Source organism: Bacillus sp. FF-1 (assembly GCF_028548245.1).
In the GTDB taxonomy this organism is placed as follows: Bacteria; Bacillota; Bacilli; order Bacillales; family Bacillaceae_G; genus Bacillus_A; species Bacillus_A paranthracis.
On record NZ_JAQQGG010000001.1, the window covers coordinates 379087 to 400866 of the forward strand.

Genomic DNA, 21780 nt, shown 5'->3' on the forward strand with positions numbered 1-21780 from the left:
TGAAATTTATACTGAATTCGTGATGGACAAACTACCATTTCTAAAAAAATAAGAAATTGGCCCGCTTGGCAAACAAATAAGTAAGATATAGAGAAGGTTTCATATAATGTAAAGAAGAAAAGTTCAACATAAAAAACTGCATGTCGATTGTTAAGGGATTTAACAATTGACATGCAGTTTGTGGATTGGATTTTATTTGTCTTGATTTAATCTTTCAAGGGCTGTTTTAGGTAAGATTGGAATTGAAATAGTAAAAGTAGTACCATCTTCATTGCTAGTCATTTTTAATGTACCATTATGATTTTGAATAATTTTTTTCGTTACTGCCAAGCCGAGTCCTGTACCGGAATCTTTTGTTGAGAAGAATGGATCAAAGATATATTCTTGAATCGCTGGTGGAATACCAGTCCCATTATCAGTGAAAGTAATACGAACAAAATTATCAAGGCGGTAACTAGTAATTTGTATAGAAAGTTTTTTTTCTCCTTGAGCATCGACAGCGTTCTGGAATAAGTTTAAAAAAACTTGCACAAGTTCATGACGATCAATATGAACTAAAATATCATCTAATTCGGTAGAAAAATTATAATCAATTGAAATGTTATGTAAAAAGACTTCACTAGCTAGTAACTGTTGAATATACTCACGTAAAAACGTATTAATGGGAAAGGGTTCTCTTGTAAATTCCCGTGTTTTTGAAATAGATAAAAATTTTGTAATGATACTATTTGCGCGATCTAATTCAGGAATAAGTAAGTTTTTAAATAGTTCTTTATTAGATGGAGAAACATTTTCTTGTAAAAATTGTAAATATCCTCGTACGGTTGTAAGAGGATTACGTACTTCATGCGCAATACCAGCCGCGATTCGCCCTGCTAACGAAAATTTTTCTGCATCACGTTCTGTGTTTAAATAATGAAAAACACTAATAACCCTAAAAATCTCTCCGTTATAATCACGAATAATTCGGTTATTTAAAATGCCATAGTTTTTGTCTAAAACTTCTTCATTATATATTTCTGTGCCTGTTCTTAATGTTTCTAGAGCTTTAATTTTTTCTTCAGGCAATTTTAGTAATTGTTGAATTGGTTTTCCAATTATATCATTTCGTACTACACCAAAATCATCTGCTGCAGCCTGATTACATAAAGTTATATTTCCTTTATTATCAACAAAGGTTACATGATGTGAAAAAGCATCAAAAATATGAATAAAGTATGTTTCAAGTTGTTTAAATAAAAATAATGAATCGCAAGTAAGTTGAAAGTCAGCCTCTTTATTCTCTTTTTGTATGTTTTGAATGGAATGATTCGATCTCGTTTTCTTTATTTGTAAACCAATATGTGGATTTTTATATGTGAAATGATGTGGTAATTGATTTACAAGTTCTTCATAAAAACGTACTTTATTCTCTAGTTCTTCTATTCGTTTTTCATGAGATATAATATCATCGTTTGGAAGCATAAATAAATAACCCCTCAATTTAAAAATTCTTCCATCTAGTATATCATATTTTTATATGAATACTCTTAAAGATGGGACTACTTAATGAAATTGATTGGTCAAAGTGTTCAGAAAGTGGGTAGAATGGATAGAAAGTGAAGTGAAAAAGGGAGGAATATATTTGCTTTTCATTGGAGTAACAGGGTGGGGAGATCATGATTCTTTATATATAGACCCCTATGAAAATAGAAATAAATTACGAACATATAGTGAGTATTTTCCTATAGTAGAAGTGGACAGTTCATTTTATGCGATGCAACCTGAACGAAATTATACAAAATGGGCAATGGAAACACCGAAAGATTTTTCTTTTATCGTAAAAGCATATCAAGGAATGACAGGACATATGAAAGGAGAGATTCCTTTTTCTACGTTCGATGAGATGTTTGATGTATATAAACAATCTATTCTTCCTTTAATTGAAGCTAGTAAATTAAAAACGATTTTATTTCAATATCCACCATGGTTTGATTGTAAAAAGAAGAATGTAGATTTTCTCCGATATACGAAAGAAAAAATGGAAGGTTTGCCGTGTGCGATAGAATTTCGAAATCAAACATGGTTTTATCCAGAAATGAGAGATAAGACGTTACAGTTTCTAGAGCAGGAGAAATGGATTCATACAATTTGTGATGAGCCACAGGCAGGGATGGGGTCAGTACCGCTCGTATTAGAAGTAACGAGTGCAGAGATGGTGTTAATACGCTTCCATGGCCGGAATGTTCATGGCTGGCTTGATAAAGGAGAAAATTGGAGAGCGGTTCGTTGCTTATATCGCTATAACAATAAAGAATTAGAAGAATGGGTAGAAAGACTAGAACAATTAAAAAAGAAGACAAAGGACATATATGTACTATTTAACAATAATTCAGGAGGAGATGCAGCTGATAATGCGAAACAGCTTATGAAAATGATGAACATTACATATGGTGAGCCAAAGCCTGAGCAATTAAATTTGTTTGAGTGATAATAAACAAGAAAGGCACTGTACAAACAGGGGGAATGTACAGTGCCTTTCTATATGAAAAAGAGGGGTAACAATGTTACTGAGCGTTTGGTTGATTCATCAATTGTTGGCTTCGTAATAAATGATAATGGTTATCATTATCATTGTCAATAGTTTTCCTAAAAATAAATAAAAAACTTTTTAGGAGATAGGAGCGATAGGGAGATCTCTAATAGAAGTTTGGCTGAAGTAATGAGTTGTTTCGAGGTAAATTTCTAGCAAACTCCTGATAACGTATAAAAAAAGAACAGCAATTAATGCTGTTCTTTTCCAGTGATGAATTGTTGTAAATCAAAAGGAGTTATCGCTTGGATAAATTCTTTTGAGATAAGTGTTTGAACAAGAGTGCTCTCAGAAATAGAAGCACCTGTTTTCTTTTCATAAGCTTGTTTTAATAAATCAAGTTTTTCAGCCGTTTCTTTCGGTAATTCAATTGTTAAAGTGTTCATAATTTCTCCCCCTTACTATTAGAGTACCACTACAATATAGGAGAGACAAGAAAAGAGAATGTGAAACATAAAAAAGGTTACCATTTATAAATGGTAACCTTTTTTATGTATAAGAGTTATTAAGCAATACCGATATACTTTAAAGTTTTTGATGGAGTACTATGATCAAAGAAGTGTTGTAAAAATGCGATATCAACACCTGATTTGTATGCACAATATCCCCAAGTTTTTCGAAGTGTATGTGAGCTAATCCCTTCTAATCCAACTTCTTTTGCAGCTTTGTTTAAAATGTACCACGCATGTTGTCTCGTAATAGATTTTGTTCCTTTTTGAGACTTTAATAATGGTTCATTACGTTTCCAAGTTTTACGTTCTTTCATGTAGTCTTCGATTGCGTGCTGTAAGTCTTCATTTACAGCGAACCATTTATGTTTCTTTACTTTTTCATTGTAAAATAAAATGGAATGGCGAACATTTTCATTTTCATCGATTACATCACTAACTTTTAATTGTAAGATTTCACTTACTTTTAAGCCAGAATTTACAGCTAATACGAATAATAAGCCATCACGTTTCGAAGATTGTAAAAGTATATTTTTGATAGTTTCTAATTGTTTTTCATTTTGAATAGGTTGTCCTGCTTGTTTCATTTCACGCACTCTCCTCTTTTATATGTGTAAAGGAAAGGATTAACTTGTTTCTAACTATAAAGGGAGAGTGTGAATTTCATGTGAACTCCTAGTGAAATTAAGACAAATTATTTGACTTCTTTTACTTTTTGTAAATTAAAGTAGAATACAACACTATTAGTCGTATTATATACACCATACTCGGCATGGTGGAGGTCTAAAATATTTTTAACAATAGATAATCCAAGACCAGTACCACCAGTATGACGGCTACGCGATGCATCTAAACGGTAGAAACGATCCCAAATTTTTTCAAGACTGTCTTCTGGAATAGGGTTTCCTGTGTTTTCGATTTCAACTTTTACTGTATCTTCCATTTCTATAACGGAGACTTGTATTTTTTCTCCATCTGGCGTATAGCGAATTGCATTGCTAAGTAAGTTCACAACTACTTGTTCAATTCGACTACGATTCGCTTTCACAAATATAGAAGGGTCTACATCTATATTCACTTGTAAATGTTTTTCCTCCATGCTAAATAATAACTTTGTATAGACTTGTTGAATTAGTTCACCGATTGAGAATGTCGTCATATCTAGCTTGTACGTACCTGATTCTAATTTTGCTAATTCTAACATTTCAACAATAAGTCTGTTCATGTTTTCGGTTTCTTCTAAAATAACATCTGTGTAATACGTCGTATCTTTACTAACGCCATCTTTAATTCCTTCTGCGAAACTTCTAATTACACTAAGTGGTGTTTTTAATTCGTGTGATACACCAGAAATGAATTCTTTTCGCGTTTTCTCTAATTGACGTTCACGTTCAATATCTTGTTGTAATTTTGTATTGGCAACATTTAATCGATCAATTCGGTCTTTTAAATTTACAGATAACGTATTAATACTACCGGAAAGCCCTCCAATTTCATCGTCTGCTGTTACAGGTAATTTCTCGCTAAAATCAAAATTGGCCATTTTTTTTGTAACACGATTCATTTTAATTAATGGTTTCACAATGATTTTTGAGTAGTAGAAGGATAATAAAATAATTACGAGAAATACGATGATTAAGGCATAGACATAATAATCTTTCAAAACGAGCATCGCTTCATTAACAGGTTGCAAGGATGCTATCGCAAAAGCATATTCTGTAATCTCTCCATTTTTCATAATAGGTTTTACAAAGATACTATTCTTTATATTCTCCCCGCTATCTATTATATAAGTGTTTAATTGCTGCGAGTTAGCAGTGCCATTTCTAATAAGCTCTGCAAAATATTGAACGGCTTGCAATGTTTCAATATCATTTGCAAGACGAACCTCCGCTTTCGATGGAAGTTGTAACTTAGAGATCGTACCAGTAAACTCAATTTGAGTAACAGTTTTGTATCGGTTTGTAAGTCTATTTTTAGAAGGGTTACCATTAATAGATGAAAAATCTGAATTGGTATATTCGTTTTGCCATCGATTGTAATTTGTTGTCAATTTTATTGGTGTTATTGTTTTGTTTTGTAGCAAACCGACGACATTTATCACATCGTCTTTTTTCAATCCTAAGTTTTCGAATTTCTTATATTCTTCGGGTGTTAAAAGATTATTGAGCGGAATAGAATATGTCTCATTATTTTTAGGATTAAATACGTCAATATAGTAATTGTTGTCGCTTTTAATAATGCCATTCGTATTTAAAAATTGCATGTCAGCATTTGTTTTATCATGAAATTCTTGTTTTAGTTTTCGAATTTCTTCATAAGTTTTCCCACTTTTTTCGTACGTATCTACGAACTTTTCAAAAGCAGTTTGAACTGTTTTTACTTTTTTATTAATATAAAATTTCTCTAAAAATAGAGATTGTCCTAGGAAAAAGAGGAGGAATATGATTGTAAATAATGTTGATGTTAATAAAAATAGTTTAAAGACGATACTTCTGTTTTTCACTGCGTCACCTCTTGTGAGAAATACTGTAAATGATTTCTTTATTATAACAAACGTTACAAAAAAGTAGAGGAGAAAATCTGTCTCTTCTGAAAGTAGTTTTTAATAAAAAGTCACATAAAAAGAACTCGACAGACGTATGACGAGTTCTTTAATGTATTATTGTTGAATTGCTGCATCTAAAGCGATTTCAATCATTTCGTTAAATGTAGTTTGACGCTCTTCAGATGTTGTTTCTTCACCAGTGAAGATGTGATCACTTACTGTTAAGACAGATAATGCATTTACACCGTATTTCGCTGCTAATGTGTAAAGCGCAGTTGTTTCCATTTCTACTGCTAGTACACCGTAATCTCCAAGCTTTTTCACCATGTCCATGCTCTCACGGTAAAATACATCTGCTGTTAAAACGTTACCAACACGAACGTGTAGGCCTTTTTCAGTTCCAGCATCGTAAGCTTTTTTTAGAAGGTCGAAGTTTGCAGCTGGTGCAAAATCAAATCCTGGGAATGTTAAACGGTTCATATTAGAATCCGTACAAGCTGTCATTGCAATAATAACGTCACGTACTTTTACGTCTTTTTGAATAGCACCGCAAGTTCCAACGCGAATTAAATTTTTAACTCCGTAGCTTTGGATTAATTCGTTTACATAAATAGAAATAGAAGGAACACCCATACCTGTACCTTGCACAGATACACGTTTTCCTTTATAAGTTCCAGTGAATCCTAACATTCCACGTACGTTATTATAGCAAGTAACGTCCTCTAGAAATGTTTCAGCAATATATTTTGCACGCAATGGATCACCAGGTAATAGAATAGATTCAGCGATTTCACCTTGTTTTGCTTCAATATGTACACTCATGAAAAGTCCTCCTTATAATGTATTGATAGAAATCAATATCATTTGCATTATACACTATGAATCCTTTCAATTAAAATCTTTTTTATCCTTTGTAATATGTGCAAAACAGAAGGATTTCATAAATCATAATCTAGAATATATATGAAAGAAGTTTTGTATGAATAGAGACTATAAAAATGGTAGGTGATGTTTTGAAAAATCTTGTCATTGGACTTGTTGCTTTGTTATTTATTGTGGTAGGTGGATTTTACATAAAAAAGTATCAGGAAACTACAGAGACTGTAGGTGATGTTCAGGAAGTAAAATGGGATGTATCAAATGGAAAAGGAAATAAGAAAACGGATATTTCATTTCAATTATTAAATAATAAAAATAGCGAAGTTCGTGGTGTGAATGATCAAATTCGTGCAGTTATTGTAGACGGACAATTAAAACACGTACAACAAATGAAACCTACATTCGCAGGAAATGGATCATATAAAGTATCTTCTAAAATAGCGAAAGATGAAGGCTATACAATATTTTTATATGAAGACAAAAATAAGTCTGTGCAATCATTTGCGAAGAAAGATTTTGGGAAAGAAATAGACGAGAAAAATAAGAAAAAAGTAAAATTTCCAATCGATAGTGTACTTACAAAAAAAATAGGGGAGTATGAAGTTTCTCTATTATTTGGTGCATTGCATCCGAATGAGCCAGTGACGTTAACATTTCAATTTCAAGCGAAAAAGGGTGAGAAATTGAAACTACATGCAGAGAGAGGAGAAGTGGAGGCGCTCTATATCGTGGACGAAACGAGAGAAAACTTTTTATATGCAATCCCTGTTGATACAGATGAGCAATTACAATATCGCATTACATTTCCTGCTGAAGGAACGTATAAAATATGGGGAGATTTCTATATAAATGGAAAGAAATATGAAAAAGAATTCATTGTACAAGTTCAAAAAAGAAAAAACAGCTAACTATTTAGCTGTTTTTTCTTTTTCCTATTAATTTTGTTACAGAGAGCATTGTAATTGGTAAAGAATGATTCTTTCTAAATGCTAAATATTTACCGCTCCATGTTGGTTTATATTTTTCTTTAAAATGTCGTAACCCGCTGAAACTATATGTGTAACGAACATTATTAAAGATGGCAGCAGCAACCCGTTCAGACCAGAAAGATTGTGTCGATAAACCTACATTTGAAAGTGGTGCCATACCAATATTAAAGGAGTGGTATTCATTTTCTTTTGCCCACTGGAATAGGTGGATGAAAATGGCATCCATAATGCCGCTAGGTGCATCTGGATAATACCGCATTAAATCAACAGACAATAATCCGTCTTGATATACTGGCATAAAAGTTGTAAATGCAATGATTTTTCCATCTGCATCAGATAATGTAGCGATAGGAGCACGGCTAATATATTCACGATCAAAGTATCCGAGTGAGAAACTTTTCTCTTTTTTTCCACCGAGCCACGCATCTGAAACTTTTTTTAATTCTTCAAATAGTTCATCTGAGAACGGCGGCTGGTGAATAGAGAATGTATAGCCTTCTCGTTCAAAACGGTTGAAAGTCGCTCGCATACCGGCGCGTTTTTTTCCTGTTATTGTAAATGTATTCAAATCAACGACAGCTTCTTCACCAAGCTTAAAGAAGTTGTAACCAAAATCATGATATAAACTCATCCATTTACTTTCAATTTGGTAGAATACACAAATGTATCCAAATCGGTCAGCTTCAGCTAAAAACTCTTGTAACACAGTACGGTAGGAGGAAGGATCTCCAATTGGATCACCTAGTACAACAAGACGTTTTCCAGTTATAGAGAAGAGAAGGAGCGCTTTCCCATCACTACTAAAGAAGAATTGTTTATCGCCTAAGAAACCTAAATGACTAAGTACATTTCCACCATGTTCATCTAAAAAGTTTTGTAATCTTTTATCATTAGCTGGTTGCCCGGGAAATTCATTTCGATAACGATTAGCAATGAGTGAGCCAATCAGTAAAAATGTAGGAACGAAAAAGGCAGCTGCTAATGCACTTCGTTTTACTTGCGTAATATTACGAACGACAAAATCAGGTTTAAAAGCTTCTTTTGCACCTGCAAATAAAATACCTAAGTTTTTATATAAATATAAAGTTATAAGTAAGAATATAAAAACTTTTACGATATCAGAAAGTGAGACTTCCATTTTCTCGCGTACAAATCTTTTACGAAGCATATATAATACAGCGAGTACAATTAATAAAATAAACGTTTCTTCAATATCAATCCCTTTTAGCGTATTAAAGATAGCTGCTCCGATTAAAGAAATAATCGTCATATAGTAAGAACGCTTTGTTCCATAATATATGCCTCGTGAAAGGATCAGGAGGAGAATACCGAATGTTAGTGATAAGCTAAAAGAAAATTGAATAAGATGTTTTGGAGCTAGAATATGTAAGGCGTGTGCTCTGTTTATACTTGTCGGTAGAATGGTCGATAAAATAACCATTAATCCAGCAAATACTGTTAAAGCAGCAGAGGCCCACGAACCTAGTTTTCCTAGAAAATCACGCTGCAAAGTCCATATAACACCAGTTGTTTCTAATGCAGGCGCAATAAAAGGTTTGTCTTCAAACTTTTTAATGGCCACGCCTGTCATTTCAAAAGTTGCAAAAATAAGACCAAGGCAGAATGGTAAAATGTAATAGACGAGGCGATATAATAACATAGCAGGTAGTAATACGCCTGTATCAATGCCATATTGTCCGAGCCCAGTTAAAAAGACAAGGTCAAATGAACCAAGTCCACCAGGTACAAGACTAACAACACCAGCTAAAGCAGCGATTACATACACACCTAAAAACTTTTGAAATTCGATATCAATGCCAAATAATATTAGTATGACGTACATAACAATACCAGCAGATACCCACTCAACTAATGAAACTAATGAGTATAAAACAGTTGGATTTTTCTCTTCTTCTCGTTCATCTTGTCCTTCGGTTTGCTTTGGTTTTCTATTTTTTAGTTTAGAAAAGCCAATGTATATAGGGACGAAAAGGGCGAAGAAGATCAAAACAGGCCATAGCCACGGTTTTTCATGCAAAATAAAACTTGTGTCTAATATTCCAATAAGGCCGAGGAATGAAAGAATAGCGAGTCCGTTAATAAAAGCAGTTGTCATCCAGGCGATACTTTTAATCAGCTTGCCATTTTCTTTTATGTATGGACGATAAAGCATCGTACGTACACCCGCTCCAACGAGACCACCAAATCCAATAAATCCATTTAAGGTATTAGCAATCCATGAGATACGAAAAATCTTTTGGACAGGTATATCAGCTTTTAAATAACGAAGCATAACATAGTCGTAAAAGAACATTGTTGATACGGCAAATGCACCAAGTGTAATGGCTAAAAAGACTCCTCCGGTTGGAATGTTTTTAATTGTATTGATTGCTTCTAAAAAAGAAATGCCTGCTAATTCTTTTTTTGCTTGAAAGAATACAATTGTTAATACAACAAATGGGAAGATAATTTTCCCGATTTGTAAGAAACGTTTCCATGAAAACGACATAAATACAACTCTCCTTGTATAAGAAAACTGAGACAATAATATTATTATGACAAACTTCAAGAAAAATAAAAAGGTAAATTCCTGTATAAGGAAGCTATTTTTTATAAGGGTTATATTTAAAAGAGTATTTCGTTTGTCAGAAAATTAAGTTAAAATGAATTGAAAGAAGGAAGAGAGGGGAAGTAGATGATTATAATAGGTTATGCGGGATATGAGCTAGAGAAAGCAAAACCTAATACGTCAGAAGATTTTTTTAATAGATCTGAAGTGACATATATATTAAATGATAAAGAAAGAACCTTTTCTGTTTTATATGTTCGGTATTTTGAAGAAGTTGTACAAGAAATTACTCCTTTTGAAGGAAATCCGGTATGTAAAGTAGAAAATCAAGACATATATTTGCGGGATATTGTAGCGATCTGTTGTTTACTGAAAGAGAATGAGCTTCGCATGCAAAAACGTTTGTATTTAAATAATATAGAAGAATTCCAACAATATTTTGATGAGGAAATAGTCGTGAAAGTACAAGAAATATTGGCTGAATTACATAAAAATAAAAGAGTAGAAATAGAGTGAACTGGCAAAGGAGAGGGAAAAATGTCTAATCTAATGGTGGAAAATCAAACAGAACAAGTTTCTATGTTTTTAGAAGATGTTATTCATTTGATAACCAATTATGTAAATTATCATACGTTGCCTTCTTTATTAGAAGAGACACCGGCAGGAAACGAACAATATTATAAAGGGTTATTAGCGTCAATAAGACGTCTTCTCGTTTTTTGTGAAGAAGGGCATGATGCGTGTTTTGTTTTGTTAAATAGCCAGCCATTTCGAAAGACAGCAGCTGAAAAGATTTTATATAAAATTTATCATCAAGTAATTGCAGAGTTTTTTTCACCAAAGAGTGATCATTGGTATGAAAATAGTCGGTCTGCTTATACAGGGAAAAACTCCATCGTTTTTCAACAAACACCACCTGCATCTGTAGAGGAAGTAATGAAGAGCTTAGAGGGGAAATTCCAATTGATGCGTGAAGAATTAGAATATTATGAGACGGATTATCAAACAAAGATGTTACACAAATATTAACTGCGAAAAAGAAGCTGAGGGGACTTAGCTTCTTTTCCTTTTGTACAGTTATATAAGAGATTGCCTTTGAATATATTTAAGGGGATAGCATTAAGGAGGTGTAACATGAGCCAGCAAGGTGTATTCACAGATTACTTTCATGAAGTAGAAAGCTGGTGTGAAAGTGTTCTTCACGTATTAGATAGCCGTGCAATGGAAGTGTATGATGTCCATATGCTTGCTTATAAAATTCAAACGTTATTAGACCGTATGAAAGAGCATGAGTATGATACAGATGCAGAGTTTATGTATGAAATAAGTGATGATGTAGAACATATTCAACATCATTTGCAGGAAGTATTCGTGCAGGGGGAAGAGGAATATGAACTATGTGAAAGAGGGGATAGTGAACGAGCTGTTCCAATTGGAGGGCATACACTCCCACCACTACCTTATCCATATAATGCGTTAGAACCGTATATTTCTAGAGAAATTATGATGTTACACCATGATAAACATCATCGTAGTTACGTGGAAGGATTAAATAAGGCAGAGAAGATGATGGAAGAAGCGAGAAAAACAAATCAATTTGATTTAATTAAGCATTGGGAAAGAGAAGCTGCTTTTCATGGATCAGGTCATTACTTGCACACAATATTTTGGAATAACATGAAAAAAGGTGGCGGCGGAAGTCCAAGAGGGGCTCTTTCACACCGGATTGAACAAGATTTTGGAAGTTTCTTGCGTTTTCAAAAACATTTTACAGAAGCAGCCTCTAAAGTGGAAGGTTCAGGATGGGCAATTCTCGTTTGGGTTCCGCGATCGGGAAGATTAGAAATTTTACAGAGTACACTTCATCAATTATTTACACAATGGGATACGATACCGCTCCTTGTACTAGACGTGTGGGAACATGCGTATTATTTACAATACCAAAATCGAAAAGATGAATATATTAAAAATTGGTGGAATGTTGTAAATTGGCCGGATGTAGAAAAAAGATTTGAAAGTGCAAAACAAATAGAATGGACACCTTATTAGACGCAGGTTCTCTGCGTCTTTTTTATTGGAAGGAGAGGGAGATTTCGTTCATATTTTAAAAGGCCAAGCATACACTTGTACAAAAAGTGCCAAAAGGACGTGGGGGGAAATATGAGACGAATTTGTGTAATCATTACGCTTCTTATTATGTACGCAAGCGTTATACCAATTCCTACATATGCAAAGATGACCAGCAATGTTAGTGCTCGAAATGCTGTATTAATGGAGCAACAGTCAGGTCGCGTATTATACGGAAAAGCAGAACATGAGCCGCAAAAGATTGCTAGTATAACAAAAATTATGACTGCCTTGTTAGCTGCTGAGTCAGGAAAAATGAAAGAAATGGTCTCGGTTAGTAATGAAGCAGTGAGAGTAGAAGGCTCAGCAATTTATTTAAAGCCTGGACAGAAAGTAAAATTAGAGGATTTAGTATATGGACTCATGCTTAGATCTGGTAATGATGCAGCACAAGTAATTGCTGAAAATGTAGGAGGGAGTATAGAAGGGTTTGTATATTTAATGAATGAAAAGGCGAAACAAATTGGAATGAAAGACACTCACTTTTCAAACCCACATGGTTTGGATGGAGATGGATCCCATTATTCGTCGGCCTATGATATGGCACTTTTAACAAGGTATGCAATGGGGAACGAAACTTTTAAGAAAATTTTTGGAACAAAAACGTATAAATCAGATTCGTGGGATTATCCGTGGAAAAATAAACATAAACTTGTGACGTCGTATTATGAATTTGCAACAGGGGGAAAAACAGGTTTTACGAAGAAAGCAGGAAGAACGCTTGTTACAACAGCATCAAAAGATGGACTAGATCTAATTGTCGTAACTTTGAGCGCTTCTAGTGATTGGGATGATCATATGAATTTATTTGATAAAGGTTTTGACCGTTTCGAACAAACAAAAGTTTTAGGACAAGGAGCACTTGCTGAAATAACCGAAAAGAAATACGCCAATCATGTTTACACGAAAAATAGTTTTTCAGTACCTTTAACTGAAGAAGAAAAAAAGAGCGTAGTATTAAAAGTTGAACTAGATAAAAGTGCAAAGCTTGTGGATGGAGTAAAGGTTGGAAAGACAGACGTTTATGTTGGCAATGAGAAAGTTGGAGAACGGAATTTATTTTATAGTAAACGAAAGTTAGTAGCTACAACGGGAATGTACTGGAATAATGTGAAAGAAATTTTTTCTTACATGATAGGTGTTGGGAACGATGGTTAATCTCGTATGGGTAGCGATGGCTGTCATTGGGATTGTGTATGCGATGATAAATGGAACAATGGAAGAAATAAATAAAGCTGTATTTGATGGAGCGAAAGATGCGGTAACGATTTGTATAGGACTCATTAGTGTTTTAGTATTTTGGCTCGGCTTAATGAAAATTGCAGAGGAAGCCGGATTGTTAAAAAAGTTAGTGGCACTTTTTATGCCGATAGTAAAAAGGCTGTTTCCAGAAATACCGAAGGATCATCCGTCAATGGGATTTATTTTATCAAATATGATGGCAAACTTTTTTGGTTTAGGTAATGCAGCGACCCCTCTTGGCATTAAAGCGATGGAACAATTGAAAGAGTTAAATGGAGGGAAGGATTCGGCGAGCCGTTCTATGGTAACGTTTTTGGCATTAAATACATCAGCGATTACTTTAATTCCTACGACCGTCATTTCGATTCGAATGACGTATGAATCAGCAAATCCAACTGAAATTGTTGGGGTAACATTCATTGCACAAGTACTCTCTATGATCGGAGCGATTTGGATTGACCGCTATTTTTACCGAAGAAGGAGTAGGAAGGGGCGGAAAAAATGAGCATTGTCAATACGATATCATTATGGGTAATCCCTTGTGTCATTGGTTTTATCCTTCTATATGGCACGATAAAGAAAGTTCCGACGTATGAATCGTTCGTTGAGGGGGGAAAAGAAGGGATTCAAATTGCAATCTCTATTTTACCGTTTATGGTTGGAATGCTCGTATCTATTTCTATATTTCGAGCTTCAGGTGCATTAGATGCAATGATATCAGTAATGAAGCCGATGTTAGATTTAATTCATGTCCCAGCAGAAATTGTTCCACTAGCACTTATACGTCCTATTTCGGGCTCTGCTGGTTTAAGTATTACGACCGATTTAATTGCGACGTATGGACCGGACTCGTTCATTGGGCGATTGGCTTCTACGATGCAAGGGAGTACAGACACAACTTTTTATATTTTAACAGTATACTTCGGAGCTGTTGGAATTAGAAAAATGGGAGATGCATTAAAAGTAGGACTTTTTGCCGATTTAATCGGAATTATTTGTTCGATTGTATTTGTTTCTCTATTGTTTCAGTAATGCTATTCATTTTTTATGCTATTTCGCTTATAATACGTATACGACCACTATTAAGGTGTTGCTTAATAGTGGTTTTTTTATGCGGTATTTTTGACAAAATAATGAACTTTTATTGTGAGCAATATGAAAAATATGGACAATAATAAAAGGTAAAAACATGATTTGACCTTTATATGTTTATTATCATCGCTATGTTGTTTAAGTAAGATGGAGCAAAAAGCCGTCAAGCGTATGCGGTTGCCAAGTCTTTCTAATGTAAGGTAAGATAAATTCGAGGTGAAAAAAAGAAATGGAACGATTACAAAAAGTGATTGCGCAAGCAGGTATTGCATCGAGAAGAAAGGCTGAGGAATTAATTCAGCAAGGAAAAGTGAAAGTTAACGGAAAAATAGTGAAGGAGTTAGGAACGAAAGTAACTCCTCAAGATAAAGTAGAAGTAAATAACATCCCTCTTGAAAAAGAAGAACCTGTTTATTTTTTACTATATAAACCAACTGGCGTAATTTCAAGTGTATCAGATGATAAAGGAAGAAGTGTTGTAACAGACTTTTTCCCGGAAATTACACAACGTTTATTCCCAATCGGACGTTTAGATTATGATACGTCTGGCGTATTATTAATGACAAACGATGGGGACTTCGCAAACGTATTAATGCACCCTAGATATAAAGTTGAAAAAACATATGTTGCAAAAATAAAAGGGCCTCTAACAGGTGAAAAAATCCGCATGTTAGAACGCGGTGTGATGTTAGAAGACGGAAAAACAGCACCAGCACGTGTGAAGATTATTTCTTGGGACAAGCGTAAAGAAATGGCGATTGTACAATTAACAATTCATGAAGGACGTAACCGTCAAGTACGTCGTATGTTTGAAGCGTTAGATTGTAAAGTAGTGAAACTAAAGCGTGAACGCTATGCTTTCTTAGAAGTAGGAAGCCTGCGACCTGGTGATGCAAGAGAATTGACACCACATGAGGTAAAACAATTACGTGCATTGGCTTCTACAAAGCCTCGCTAATCGATATTGTGAAAATTTCACCAGTGGAATGCTCCGCTGGTGATTTATTAAAAAATACATATATTCATCACTCGTCGAAGAGAGGGGAGACAATATGAAAAAAAATCGCTTATTATTTCGCGTTATTATTCTGCTCATTTTATGTGGTGCTGTAGGATTTACACTTTATCAAGGATATTTCTCTAAAGAAGAGAAAATGGAAATTGGAAAAGAAGCACCTAACTTTGTTGTGACAGATTTAGAAGGAAAGAAAATTGAGCTAAAAGATTTTAAGGGAAAAGGTGTATTTTTAAACTTTTGGGGTACGTGGTGTAAACCTTGTGAGAAAGAAATGCCTTATATGAATGAACTATATCCAAAGTATAAAGAAAAAGGCGTTGAAATCATTGCGTTAGATGCAGATGAAACGGATATTGCTGTTAAGAATTTTGTGAAACAATACGATCTTAAGTTCCCTGTTGCAATCGATAAAGGTGGAGAAATTATAAAAACGTATGGAGTAATACCATTACCAACAAGCTTCTTGATTGATAAAGATGGTAAGGTGATTCAAGAGATTAAAGGTGAACAAACGAAGGAACAATTGGAGGAGTATTTAAAGAAAATCACTCCGTAATAAAGAAAACCTTTACATACAAGGCGCTTACCTATAGTGCCTTTGGTTTAAAAATTCTGAGTATTGCGGTAAATTGAGGTTAGAATATACAATAGTACATATAGATACAGGGGCGGTGAGAGTGTTGAAAGAAATTAAATGTGAATGTGGACATGTGAATCCGATAGGAACTGTTTTTTGTGAAGCTTGCGGGAAACCATTTGAAAGCAATGAAAATATAAAACTATTGGATATGCGCTATGAGGGGAGTGCTCGGAGATCTCTCACGCAAACAAAAACGATTATTGATAAAATTTGGAGCTTTTTCTCTTCTGTAAAAGTCGGTGTATGGCTCATTGTAATCACTTTAGCTGCATCGGCGATAGGGACTATTTTTCCGCAAGAAATGTACATAACTCCAGGAATTGCACCAGCTGAATATTATAAGCAAGAATACGGATTTTTAGGGCAATTATACTATCAATTAGGCTTTAATAATTTATACGGTTCGTGGTGGTATATGATTTTAATTGCTTCAATTGGTATTTCACTTGTGATATGCAGTTTAGATCGTGTCATTCCACTTTATAAAGCTTTAAAGAAGCAAGGGGTGAAAAGACACCCTAGCTTTTTAAAGAGACAAAGATTATACGGTACTGGTACACCGCAAGATGGTGATTTTGAAAGAGTTCAAAAGAATTTAAAGAAAAGAAACTATAACGTAAAAGTGGAAGACGGAAATATTTTGGCGGAAAAGGGACGGTTTTCACGCTGGGGTCCATATGTGAATCATATCGGTCTCATCATCTTTTTATTCGGTGCGATGCTCCGTTTTTTACCAAGTATGTACGTAGACGAAGCGATTTGGTTACGTGATGGAGAAATGAAAGAAATACCAGGGACAGATGGTCAATACTATTTAAAAAACGAGAAGTTTATAAAGGAAGTTTATGATAAAAGTAAGGACAAGGAGGTTTTTGATGAAGCAATTGACCGTGTAGGTGATAAAATGATTGCGAAAAACTTCCAAACGAATGCTGTATTGTATAAAGCAGTAGGGGAAAATATAGCAGGACAAAAGCCGAAATTGGAAAAAGTAAAAGAAGCGGAAATTCGAGTGAATGAACCACTGAAATTTGATAAGTTTGCAGTGTATCAAGTGGATTATAAAGAAAATGAATTTAAAAGTATGTCCTTTAACTTGCAAAATAAAGAAAATAATCAAAAGTGGGGACCGATTAAAGTTGATTTAACAAACCCTGCAGAAAAATATGATTTAGGAAATGGTTATTCTTTAGAACTATTAAGCTATTTCCCTGATTTTTATTTTGATGAGAATGGAAGACCAAATACAAAAACAAAATTACCAAACAACCCTGCATTTGTATTTAAAATGTTTACACCTGAAACACCAGATGGTGAAGTGAGTTTTGTTGGTATTCAGCAAAATATAGAACCTGATGGGAATAACAAATATAAAATGTCCTTTGCAGGTGTGGAAATGCAAAATGCAACAGCACTTACTGTAAGAAAAGATTTAACGCTTTGGATTCTCGGTATTGGAGGGTTTATATTTATGGTTGGTGTCATTCAAGGAATGTATTGGAATCATCGCCGTATTTGGATACAACGCGTTAATGATGAATGGTGGATTGCAGGACATACGAATAAAAACTGGTTCGGTTTAAAGAAAGATATTGAAAGAGTACTAGAAGGTACAGCAATTCCGCAACCAAATGATAAAGTAGTCGATAAAAAAATTAGTTAAGGTGGGGAAACGATATGGTGCAAATAAGTAGTAACTTTCTCTTTACCGCATTTATTTTATATTTAATTGCCACTCTATTTTTTGGGGGAGCAATTAAAGAAAAGGGTCATAAATGGGCAAATGTAGGAATAACGATTACAATTTTAGGGTTTATTGCACAAACGGTATATTTTGTTACAAGATGGATTGCATCAGGACATGCACCGGTTAGTAACTTTTTTGAGTTCGGTACGTTTTTCGGCATGATGCTTGTCGGAGCATTTATTGTCATGTATTTTATGTACCGCGTAAGTATAATTGGGCTCTTTGCATTACCAGTTGCGCTTTTATTAATTGCCTACGCGAGTATGTTTCCGAGGGAAATATCACCGCTTATTCCATCTTTAAAAAGTAATTGGTTACATATTCACGTGACGACTGCGGCTGCAGGACAAGCAATTTTAGCAATTAGTTTTATTACAGGCGTTATGTATTTATTGAAAAATGTAGATCAATCAGTGAAAAGTAAACGTACATTTTGGCTAGAGACGGTAGTATTCACACTGGTTTGTACAGTTGGGTTTATTGGAGTAACAACGGTATATTCTAGTATGAAATATGAAGCAAAGTTTCAATGGATTGATAAAAATGAACAACAAGTGGAAATGAAATACAATCTTCCGGCTTTAGTGGGGCCGCATGAAGGGAAGTTACTGACAGAAAATAAATTAGAGCCGACAGTTGAAGTTCCGGCGATTGTAAATGCGAAAAAATTAAATACTGTTATTTGGTCAGTGTTAGTCGGAACGTTACTCTATATTGTATTAAGGCTAATTTTACGTAAACGAGTATCAGCGGCACTTCAGCCGTTAGTGAAAAATACGAATAGCGATTTGTTAGATGAAATAGGATATCGTTCTATTGCAATTGGATTCCCAGTTTTCACATTGGGTGCATTAATTTTCGCTATGATTTGGGCTCAAATAGCGTGGACACGTTTTTGGGGCTGGGATCCGAAAGAGGTTTGGGCACTTATAACGTGGCTCTTTTATGCGGCGGTATTACATTTACGTTTATCAAAAGGATGGCATGGAGAGAAGTCAGCATGGTTAGCGGTAATTGGTTTTGCAATCATTATGTTTAACTTTATTGTAGTAAACTTAATTATCGCGGGTTTACATTCATACGCATAGAGAAATAAAATAGGAGAGTGTATGTCACTTTCCTATTTTATTTTTGTCAACTTTTCTTCTTTTTTGAGAAAAACATGACAAAGTAGCGGTTGATTTTGTAAAATGATGTCGAGGACATTATATACTGTTCAAAAAAAATACATAGTTTTGGAAAAAAATTGAACGAACTTTATTATTCTTGTGAAGCATAATATGGGAAGTGAAACATTTAGAAGATTGCTTAAATAAACGAGAATAGCGCAACATAATAGTATAGAAGGGTAGGTGTGAACCGTTGTGGTAAAAGTACGCAACGGGTAGAAATGGAAAATGAATCAAGAATTTTAATTGTAGACGATGAGGATCGTATTCGTCGTTTGTTGAAAATGTATTTAGAGAGAGAACAATACACAATTGAAGAAGCAGACAATGGTGATACAGCTTTAGAAATGGCGCTGCAAAATGATTATGATTTAATCCTATTAGATCTTATGATGCCTGGTAAAGATGGTATTGAAGTATGTAAAGGGGTTCGTGAGAAGAAAGCAACGCCAATTATTATGTTGACAGCAAAAGGTGAAGAAGTAAATCGAGTACAAGGGTTTGAGGTAGGAACTGATGATTATATTGTGAAACCATTTAGTCCACGCGAAGTAGTGCTTCGAGTGAAAGCGGTCTTACGCCGTTCTGTACCAACAACATTCTTTACACAAGATACAACGACAAAAGATGTTACTGTGTTCCCTCATTTAACAATTGATAATGATGCACACCGTGTTACAGCAGATGGTAATGAGGTGAATTTAACACCGAAAGAGTACGAATTACTATTATTCTTAGCGAAAGCGCCTGATAAAGTATTCGATCGTGAGCAATTGCTAAAAGAAGTATGGCAATATGAATTCTTCGGAGATTTACGTACAGTTGATACGCATGTAAAGCGTTTACGTGAGAAGTTAAGTAAAAAATCACCCGATGCTGCGAAGATGATTGTTACCGTTTGGGGCGTAGGTTACAAGTTTGAGGTTGTGAACGACTGATGCTTTGGAGAAGTGTAGTAGGGAAGTTATGGATGACCATATTACTTCTCGTTTCGTTCGTGCTTGGATTTGTTGCGATTTTACTTTCACAGTTTTTTAGAACATATTATGTAGATATGAGTGAAGCTAGGCTTCAAAAAGTTGCAACAAGTGTTTCAGAGTTAATTGAAGAAGGTGCCGATGTAAAAACGATTGAGAATATCGCGTACAAATTCTCTGACCCACTTTCAAGGATCATTATTGTAGAAGATGGTAAAGAAATATCTTCTTCACCGAAACAAGAAGGATTAGTCACTCTTACAATGGATGATTTGAAAGAAGATAAAGAATTAGCGGCTGTTTTTACAGACAAAAAAGAAATTAAGAATAACATTAGAAAAGCCTCTAATAGTAGAAAGAATAAAAATACTGAAAATGATATTATGATTGTCGGAAAACCAGTGCAGTCAAAAAATCAAAGTGCAGTGTTTGTATACGAATCTTTACAAGTACCGATACAAGGTATGGAAAGAACGACTGATTTTATATTCTTATCAGCAGGGATTGCGATTATATTAACAACTTTCTTTGCATTCTTTTTATCTACTCGAATTACAGCGCCACTTCGTAAAATGCGTGAGGTTGCTTTTGAGGTGTCGCGTGGGAAGTTTGATGCAAAAGCTCCTATGGTATCCCAGGACGAGATTGGTGAGCTTGCAACGGCCTTAAATCAAATGGGGAAACAGTTGAAGTTTAATATGAATGCCCTGCAGCAAGAGAAAGAACAGTTAGCTAGTATTTTAAGTAGTATGGCAGATGGGGTTATTACATTAAATCAAGAGGGTGAAGTCGTTGTAATCAATCCGCCGGCTGAACATTTCTTACAAGTTTGGCAAGAAGAAAAAGAGATAGAGCTCAGTAAAAAACTACCTTCTGAACTTGTTGAACTATTCCATCTCGTTGTAGAAAGCGAACAACAACAAGTGGTTGAAATTAATTTACAAAAAGGTAACTATGTAGTTCTTATGACGCCGCTTTACAATCAAACGAAAATTCGTGGGGCTGTAGCTGTATTGCGTGATATGACGGAAGAACGCCGTCTTGAGAAAATGCGCCAAGACTTTATTGCGAACGTATCACATGAACTTCGTACACCGATGGTCATGCTCCAAGGGTATAGTGAAGCAATTTTAGATGATATTGTGCAAACAAAAGAAGAAATTAACGAGTTTGTTCAAATCATTTATGATGAATCCGTTCGTTTAGGGAAACTTGTAAATGAATTGTTAGATTTAGCGCGTATGGAAAGTGGTAATGTAGAGTTACATATAGGTGAAGTTGATATTCATCCTTTCGTTGAAAAAATAGGTCGTAAATTCCAAGGAATTGCAAAGGATAAAGAAGTCGCGTTAACGGTTGATTTCAAAAATCCAATTGAGCAATACCCGTTTGATGCAGATCGTATGGAACAAGTATTGACGAATTTAATTGATAACGCAATACGTCATACGAACGCAGGTGGACATGTAACGCTTGTAATTGATACGAAAAATAATGGTCTTATTTTTGAAGTACAAGATTCGGGCGCTGGTATTCCAGAAGAAGATATTCCATTTTTATTTGATCGTTTCTATAAAGCTGATAAAGCAAGAACACGTGGGAAAAAAGGTGGAACAGGACTCGGGCTTGCGATTGCAAAAAATATTGTGCAAGGCCATGATGGGAAAATTGCTGTTTCAAGTGTTGTTGGAGAGGGAACTACATTCTCTGTATATTTACCGAATCGTATAATTTAAATATGCGTTTTAAAAGTTGATAATGA

At 34.6% G+C, this 21780-nt stretch carries 20 protein-coding genes; 14 read left to right on the forward strand and 6 right to left on the reverse strand.

Translation table 11 applies throughout. The features are described 5' to 3' along the window. Positions 1–192: 192 nt before the first annotated feature. The gene (locus PQF83_RS02060; protein WP_000937251.1) at positions 193–1464 is read right to left on the reverse strand and encodes an ATP-binding protein; all 1272 of its coding nucleotides are present in this window, start codon (positions 1462–1464) and stop codon (positions 193–195) included. Positions 1465–1624: 160 nt separating this feature from the next. On the opposite strand from PQF83_RS02060, the gene PQF83_RS02065 reads away from it, so the two are divergent. Beyond that, positions 1625–2470 carry a DUF72 domain-containing protein gene (locus PQF83_RS02065; protein ID WP_000897346.1) on the forward strand — a complete coding sequence of 282 codons (846 nt, stop codon included), beginning with the start codon at positions 1625–1627 and terminating at the stop codon, positions 2468–2470. A 293-nt stretch (positions 2471–2763) separates the two neighbouring features. Here the strand turns inward: PQF83_RS02065 and PQF83_RS02070 are convergent, their stop codons facing one another. From PQF83_RS02070 to deoD, 4 genes are all read right to left on the reverse strand, one after another. Beyond that, complete coding sequence (locus tag PQF83_RS02070; RefSeq protein ID WP_001094858.1) at positions 2764–2958, reverse strand: DUF3924 domain-containing protein; 195 nt, start codon at positions 2956–2958, stop codon at positions 2764–2766. 119 nt (positions 2959–3077) lie between these two features. Continuing rightward, positions 3078–3608, reverse strand: a complete 531-nt coding sequence (locus tag PQF83_RS02075; protein WP_000806236.1) for a tyrosine-type recombinase/integrase — start codon at positions 3606–3608, stop codon at positions 3078–3080. Between the two features lie 107 nt (positions 3609–3715). Further along, positions 3716–5527: a sensor histidine kinase gene (locus tag PQF83_RS02080; RefSeq protein WP_000797533.1), complete on the reverse strand. Its 1812-nt coding sequence runs from the start codon at positions 5525–5527 to the stop codon at positions 3716–3718. A gap of 156 nt (positions 5528–5683) precedes the next feature. After that, the gene (deoD, locus tag PQF83_RS02085; protein WP_000110707.1) at positions 5684–6391 is read right to left on the reverse strand and encodes a purine-nucleoside phosphorylase; all 708 of its coding nucleotides are present in this window, start codon (positions 6389–6391) and stop codon (positions 5684–5686) included. Positions 6392–6567: 176 nt separating this feature from the next. On the opposite strand from deoD, the gene PQF83_RS02090 reads away from it, so the two are divergent. Beyond that, the gene (locus PQF83_RS02090; protein WP_000232619.1) at positions 6568–7356 is read left to right on the forward strand and encodes a hypothetical protein; all 789 of its coding nucleotides are present in this window, start codon (positions 6568–6570) and stop codon (positions 7354–7356) included. 4 nt (positions 7357–7360) lie between these two features. Here the strand turns inward: PQF83_RS02090 and mprF are convergent, their stop codons facing one another. Further along, entirely contained in the window at positions 7361–9946 is a 2586-nt protein-coding gene (gene mprF, locus PQF83_RS02095; protein ID WP_000010864.1) for a bifunctional lysylphosphatidylglycerol flippase/synthetase MprF, read from the reverse strand. 186 nt (positions 9947–10132) lie between these two features. Here mprF and PQF83_RS02100 point away from each other — a divergent pair, with 186 nt between their 5' ends. The 12 genes from PQF83_RS02100 (at position 10133) to resE (ending at position 21754) form a co-directional block, all read left to right on the forward strand. After that, positions 10133–10522: a hypothetical protein gene (locus PQF83_RS02100; RefSeq protein ID WP_000583786.1), complete on the forward strand. Its 390-nt coding sequence runs from the start codon at positions 10133–10135 to the stop codon at positions 10520–10522. Between the two features lie 21 nt (positions 10523–10543). Beyond that, positions 10544–11035: a YpuI family protein gene (locus tag PQF83_RS02105; RefSeq protein ID WP_000067567.1), complete on the forward strand. Its 492-nt coding sequence runs from the start codon at positions 10544–10546 to the stop codon at positions 11033–11035. Between the two features lie 105 nt (positions 11036–11140). Further along, positions 11141–12055 carry a superoxide dismutase gene (locus tag PQF83_RS02110; protein WP_000082669.1) on the forward strand — a complete coding sequence of 305 codons (915 nt, stop codon included), beginning with the start codon at positions 11141–11143 and terminating at the stop codon, positions 12053–12055. A gap of 111 nt (positions 12056–12166) precedes the next feature. Then, on the forward strand, positions 12167–13291 hold the full coding sequence (gene dacB, locus PQF83_RS02115) for a D-alanyl-D-alanine carboxypeptidase DacB (protein WP_001252622.1): 1125 nt from the start codon (positions 12167–12169) through the stop codon (positions 13289–13291). Beyond that, on the forward strand, positions 13284–13880 hold the full coding sequence (gene spmA / locus PQF83_RS02120; protein ID WP_000247808.1) for a spore maturation protein SpmA: 597 nt from the start codon (positions 13284–13286) through the stop codon (positions 13878–13880). The genes dacB and spmA overlap by 8 nt, the downstream gene beginning before the upstream one ends. Further along, positions 13877–14407 (forward strand): spore maturation protein SpmB, encoded by a 531-nt coding sequence (gene spmB / locus PQF83_RS02125; RefSeq protein WP_000029510.1) that lies wholly within the window; start codon positions 13877–13879, stop codon positions 14405–14407. The genes spmA and spmB overlap by 4 nt, the downstream gene beginning before the upstream one ends. Before the next feature lie 289 nt (positions 14408–14696). After that, a complete protein-coding gene (gene rluB, locus PQF83_RS02130) occupies positions 14697–15425 on the forward strand; it encodes a 23S rRNA pseudouridine(2605) synthase RluB (RefSeq protein WP_000440555.1) in 729 nt (242 codons plus the stop codon). Between the two features lie 94 nt (positions 15426–15519). Beyond that, the gene (resA, locus tag PQF83_RS02135; protein ID WP_000742198.1) at positions 15520–16041 is read left to right on the forward strand and encodes a thiol-disulfide oxidoreductase ResA; all 522 of its coding nucleotides are present in this window, start codon (positions 15520–15522) and stop codon (positions 16039–16041) included. 121 nt (positions 16042–16162) lie between these two features. Beyond that, complete coding sequence (resB, locus tag PQF83_RS02140) at positions 16163–17788, forward strand: cytochrome c biogenesis protein ResB (RefSeq protein WP_000910527.1); 1626 nt, start codon at positions 16163–16165, stop codon at positions 17786–17788. Between the two features lie 14 nt (positions 17789–17802). Further along, complete coding sequence (gene resC, locus PQF83_RS02145; RefSeq protein ID WP_000250096.1) at positions 17803–18960, forward strand: cytochrome c biogenesis protein ResC; 1158 nt, start codon at positions 17803–17805, stop codon at positions 18958–18960. A 302-nt stretch (positions 18961–19262) separates the two neighbouring features. Continuing rightward, on the forward strand, positions 19263–19979 hold the full coding sequence (gene resD, locus PQF83_RS02150; protein ID WP_000426862.1) for a DNA-binding response regulator ResD: 717 nt from the start codon (positions 19263–19265) through the stop codon (positions 19977–19979). Continuing rightward, positions 19979–21754 (forward strand): sensor histidine kinase ResE, encoded by a 1776-nt coding sequence (gene resE / locus PQF83_RS02155; protein WP_000964682.1) that lies wholly within the window; start codon positions 19979–19981, stop codon positions 21752–21754. The genes resD and resE overlap by 1 nt, the downstream gene beginning before the upstream one ends. The last annotated feature ends 26 nt before the right edge of the window (positions 21755–21780 follow it).

What these genes read in the sequence shown, in the direction of transcription:
- PQF83_RS02060 (WP_000937251.1), bottom strand. Translation starts at nt 1,464, where the DNA reads ATGCTTCCAAACGATGATATTATATCTCATGAAAAACGAATAGAAGAA.
- PQF83_RS02070 (WP_001094858.1), bottom strand. Translation starts at nt 2,958, where the DNA reads ATGAACACTTTAACAATTGAATTACCGAAAGAAACGGCTGAAAAACTT.
- PQF83_RS02075 (WP_000806236.1), bottom strand. Translation starts at nt 3,608, where the DNA reads ATGAAACAAGCAGGACAACCTATTCAAAATGAAAAACAATTAGAAACT.
- deoD (WP_000110707.1), bottom strand. Translation starts at nt 6,391, where the DNA reads ATGAGTGTACATATTGAAGCAAAACAAGGTGAAATCGCTGAATCTATT.
- PQF83_RS02090 (WP_000232619.1), top strand. Translation starts at nt 6,568, where the DNA reads ATGGTAGGTGATGTTTTGAAAAATCTTGTCATTGGACTTGTTGCTTTG.
- mprF (WP_000010864.1), bottom strand. Translation starts at nt 9,946, where the DNA reads ATGTCGTTTTCATGGAAACGTTTCTTACAAATCGGGAAAATTATCTTC.
- PQF83_RS02100 (WP_000583786.1), top strand. Translation starts at nt 10,133, where the DNA reads ATGATTATAATAGGTTATGCGGGATATGAGCTAGAGAAAGCAAAACCT.
- PQF83_RS02105 (WP_000067567.1), top strand. Translation starts at nt 10,544, where the DNA reads ATGTCTAATCTAATGGTGGAAAATCAAACAGAACAAGTTTCTATGTTT.
- PQF83_RS02110 (WP_000082669.1), top strand. Translation starts at nt 11,141, where the DNA reads ATGAGCCAGCAAGGTGTATTCACAGATTACTTTCATGAAGTAGAAAGC.
- dacB (WP_001252622.1), top strand. Translation starts at nt 12,167, where the DNA reads ATGAGACGAATTTGTGTAATCATTACGCTTCTTATTATGTACGCAAGC.
- spmA (WP_000247808.1), top strand. Translation starts at nt 13,284, where the DNA reads ATGGTTAATCTCGTATGGGTAGCGATGGCTGTCATTGGGATTGTGTAT.
- spmB (WP_000029510.1), top strand. Translation starts at nt 13,877, where the DNA reads ATGAGCATTGTCAATACGATATCATTATGGGTAATCCCTTGTGTCATT.
- rluB (WP_000440555.1), top strand. Translation starts at nt 14,697, where the DNA reads ATGGAACGATTACAAAAAGTGATTGCGCAAGCAGGTATTGCATCGAGA.
- resA (WP_000742198.1), top strand. Translation starts at nt 15,520, where the DNA reads ATGAAAAAAAATCGCTTATTATTTCGCGTTATTATTCTGCTCATTTTA.
- resC (WP_000250096.1), top strand. Translation starts at nt 17,803, where the DNA reads ATGGTGCAAATAAGTAGTAACTTTCTCTTTACCGCATTTATTTTATAT.
- resD (WP_000426862.1), top strand. Translation starts at nt 19,263, where the DNA reads ATGGAAAATGAATCAAGAATTTTAATTGTAGACGATGAGGATCGTATT.
- resE (WP_000964682.1), top strand. Translation starts at nt 19,979, where the DNA reads ATGCTTTGGAGAAGTGTAGTAGGGAAGTTATGGATGACCATATTACTT.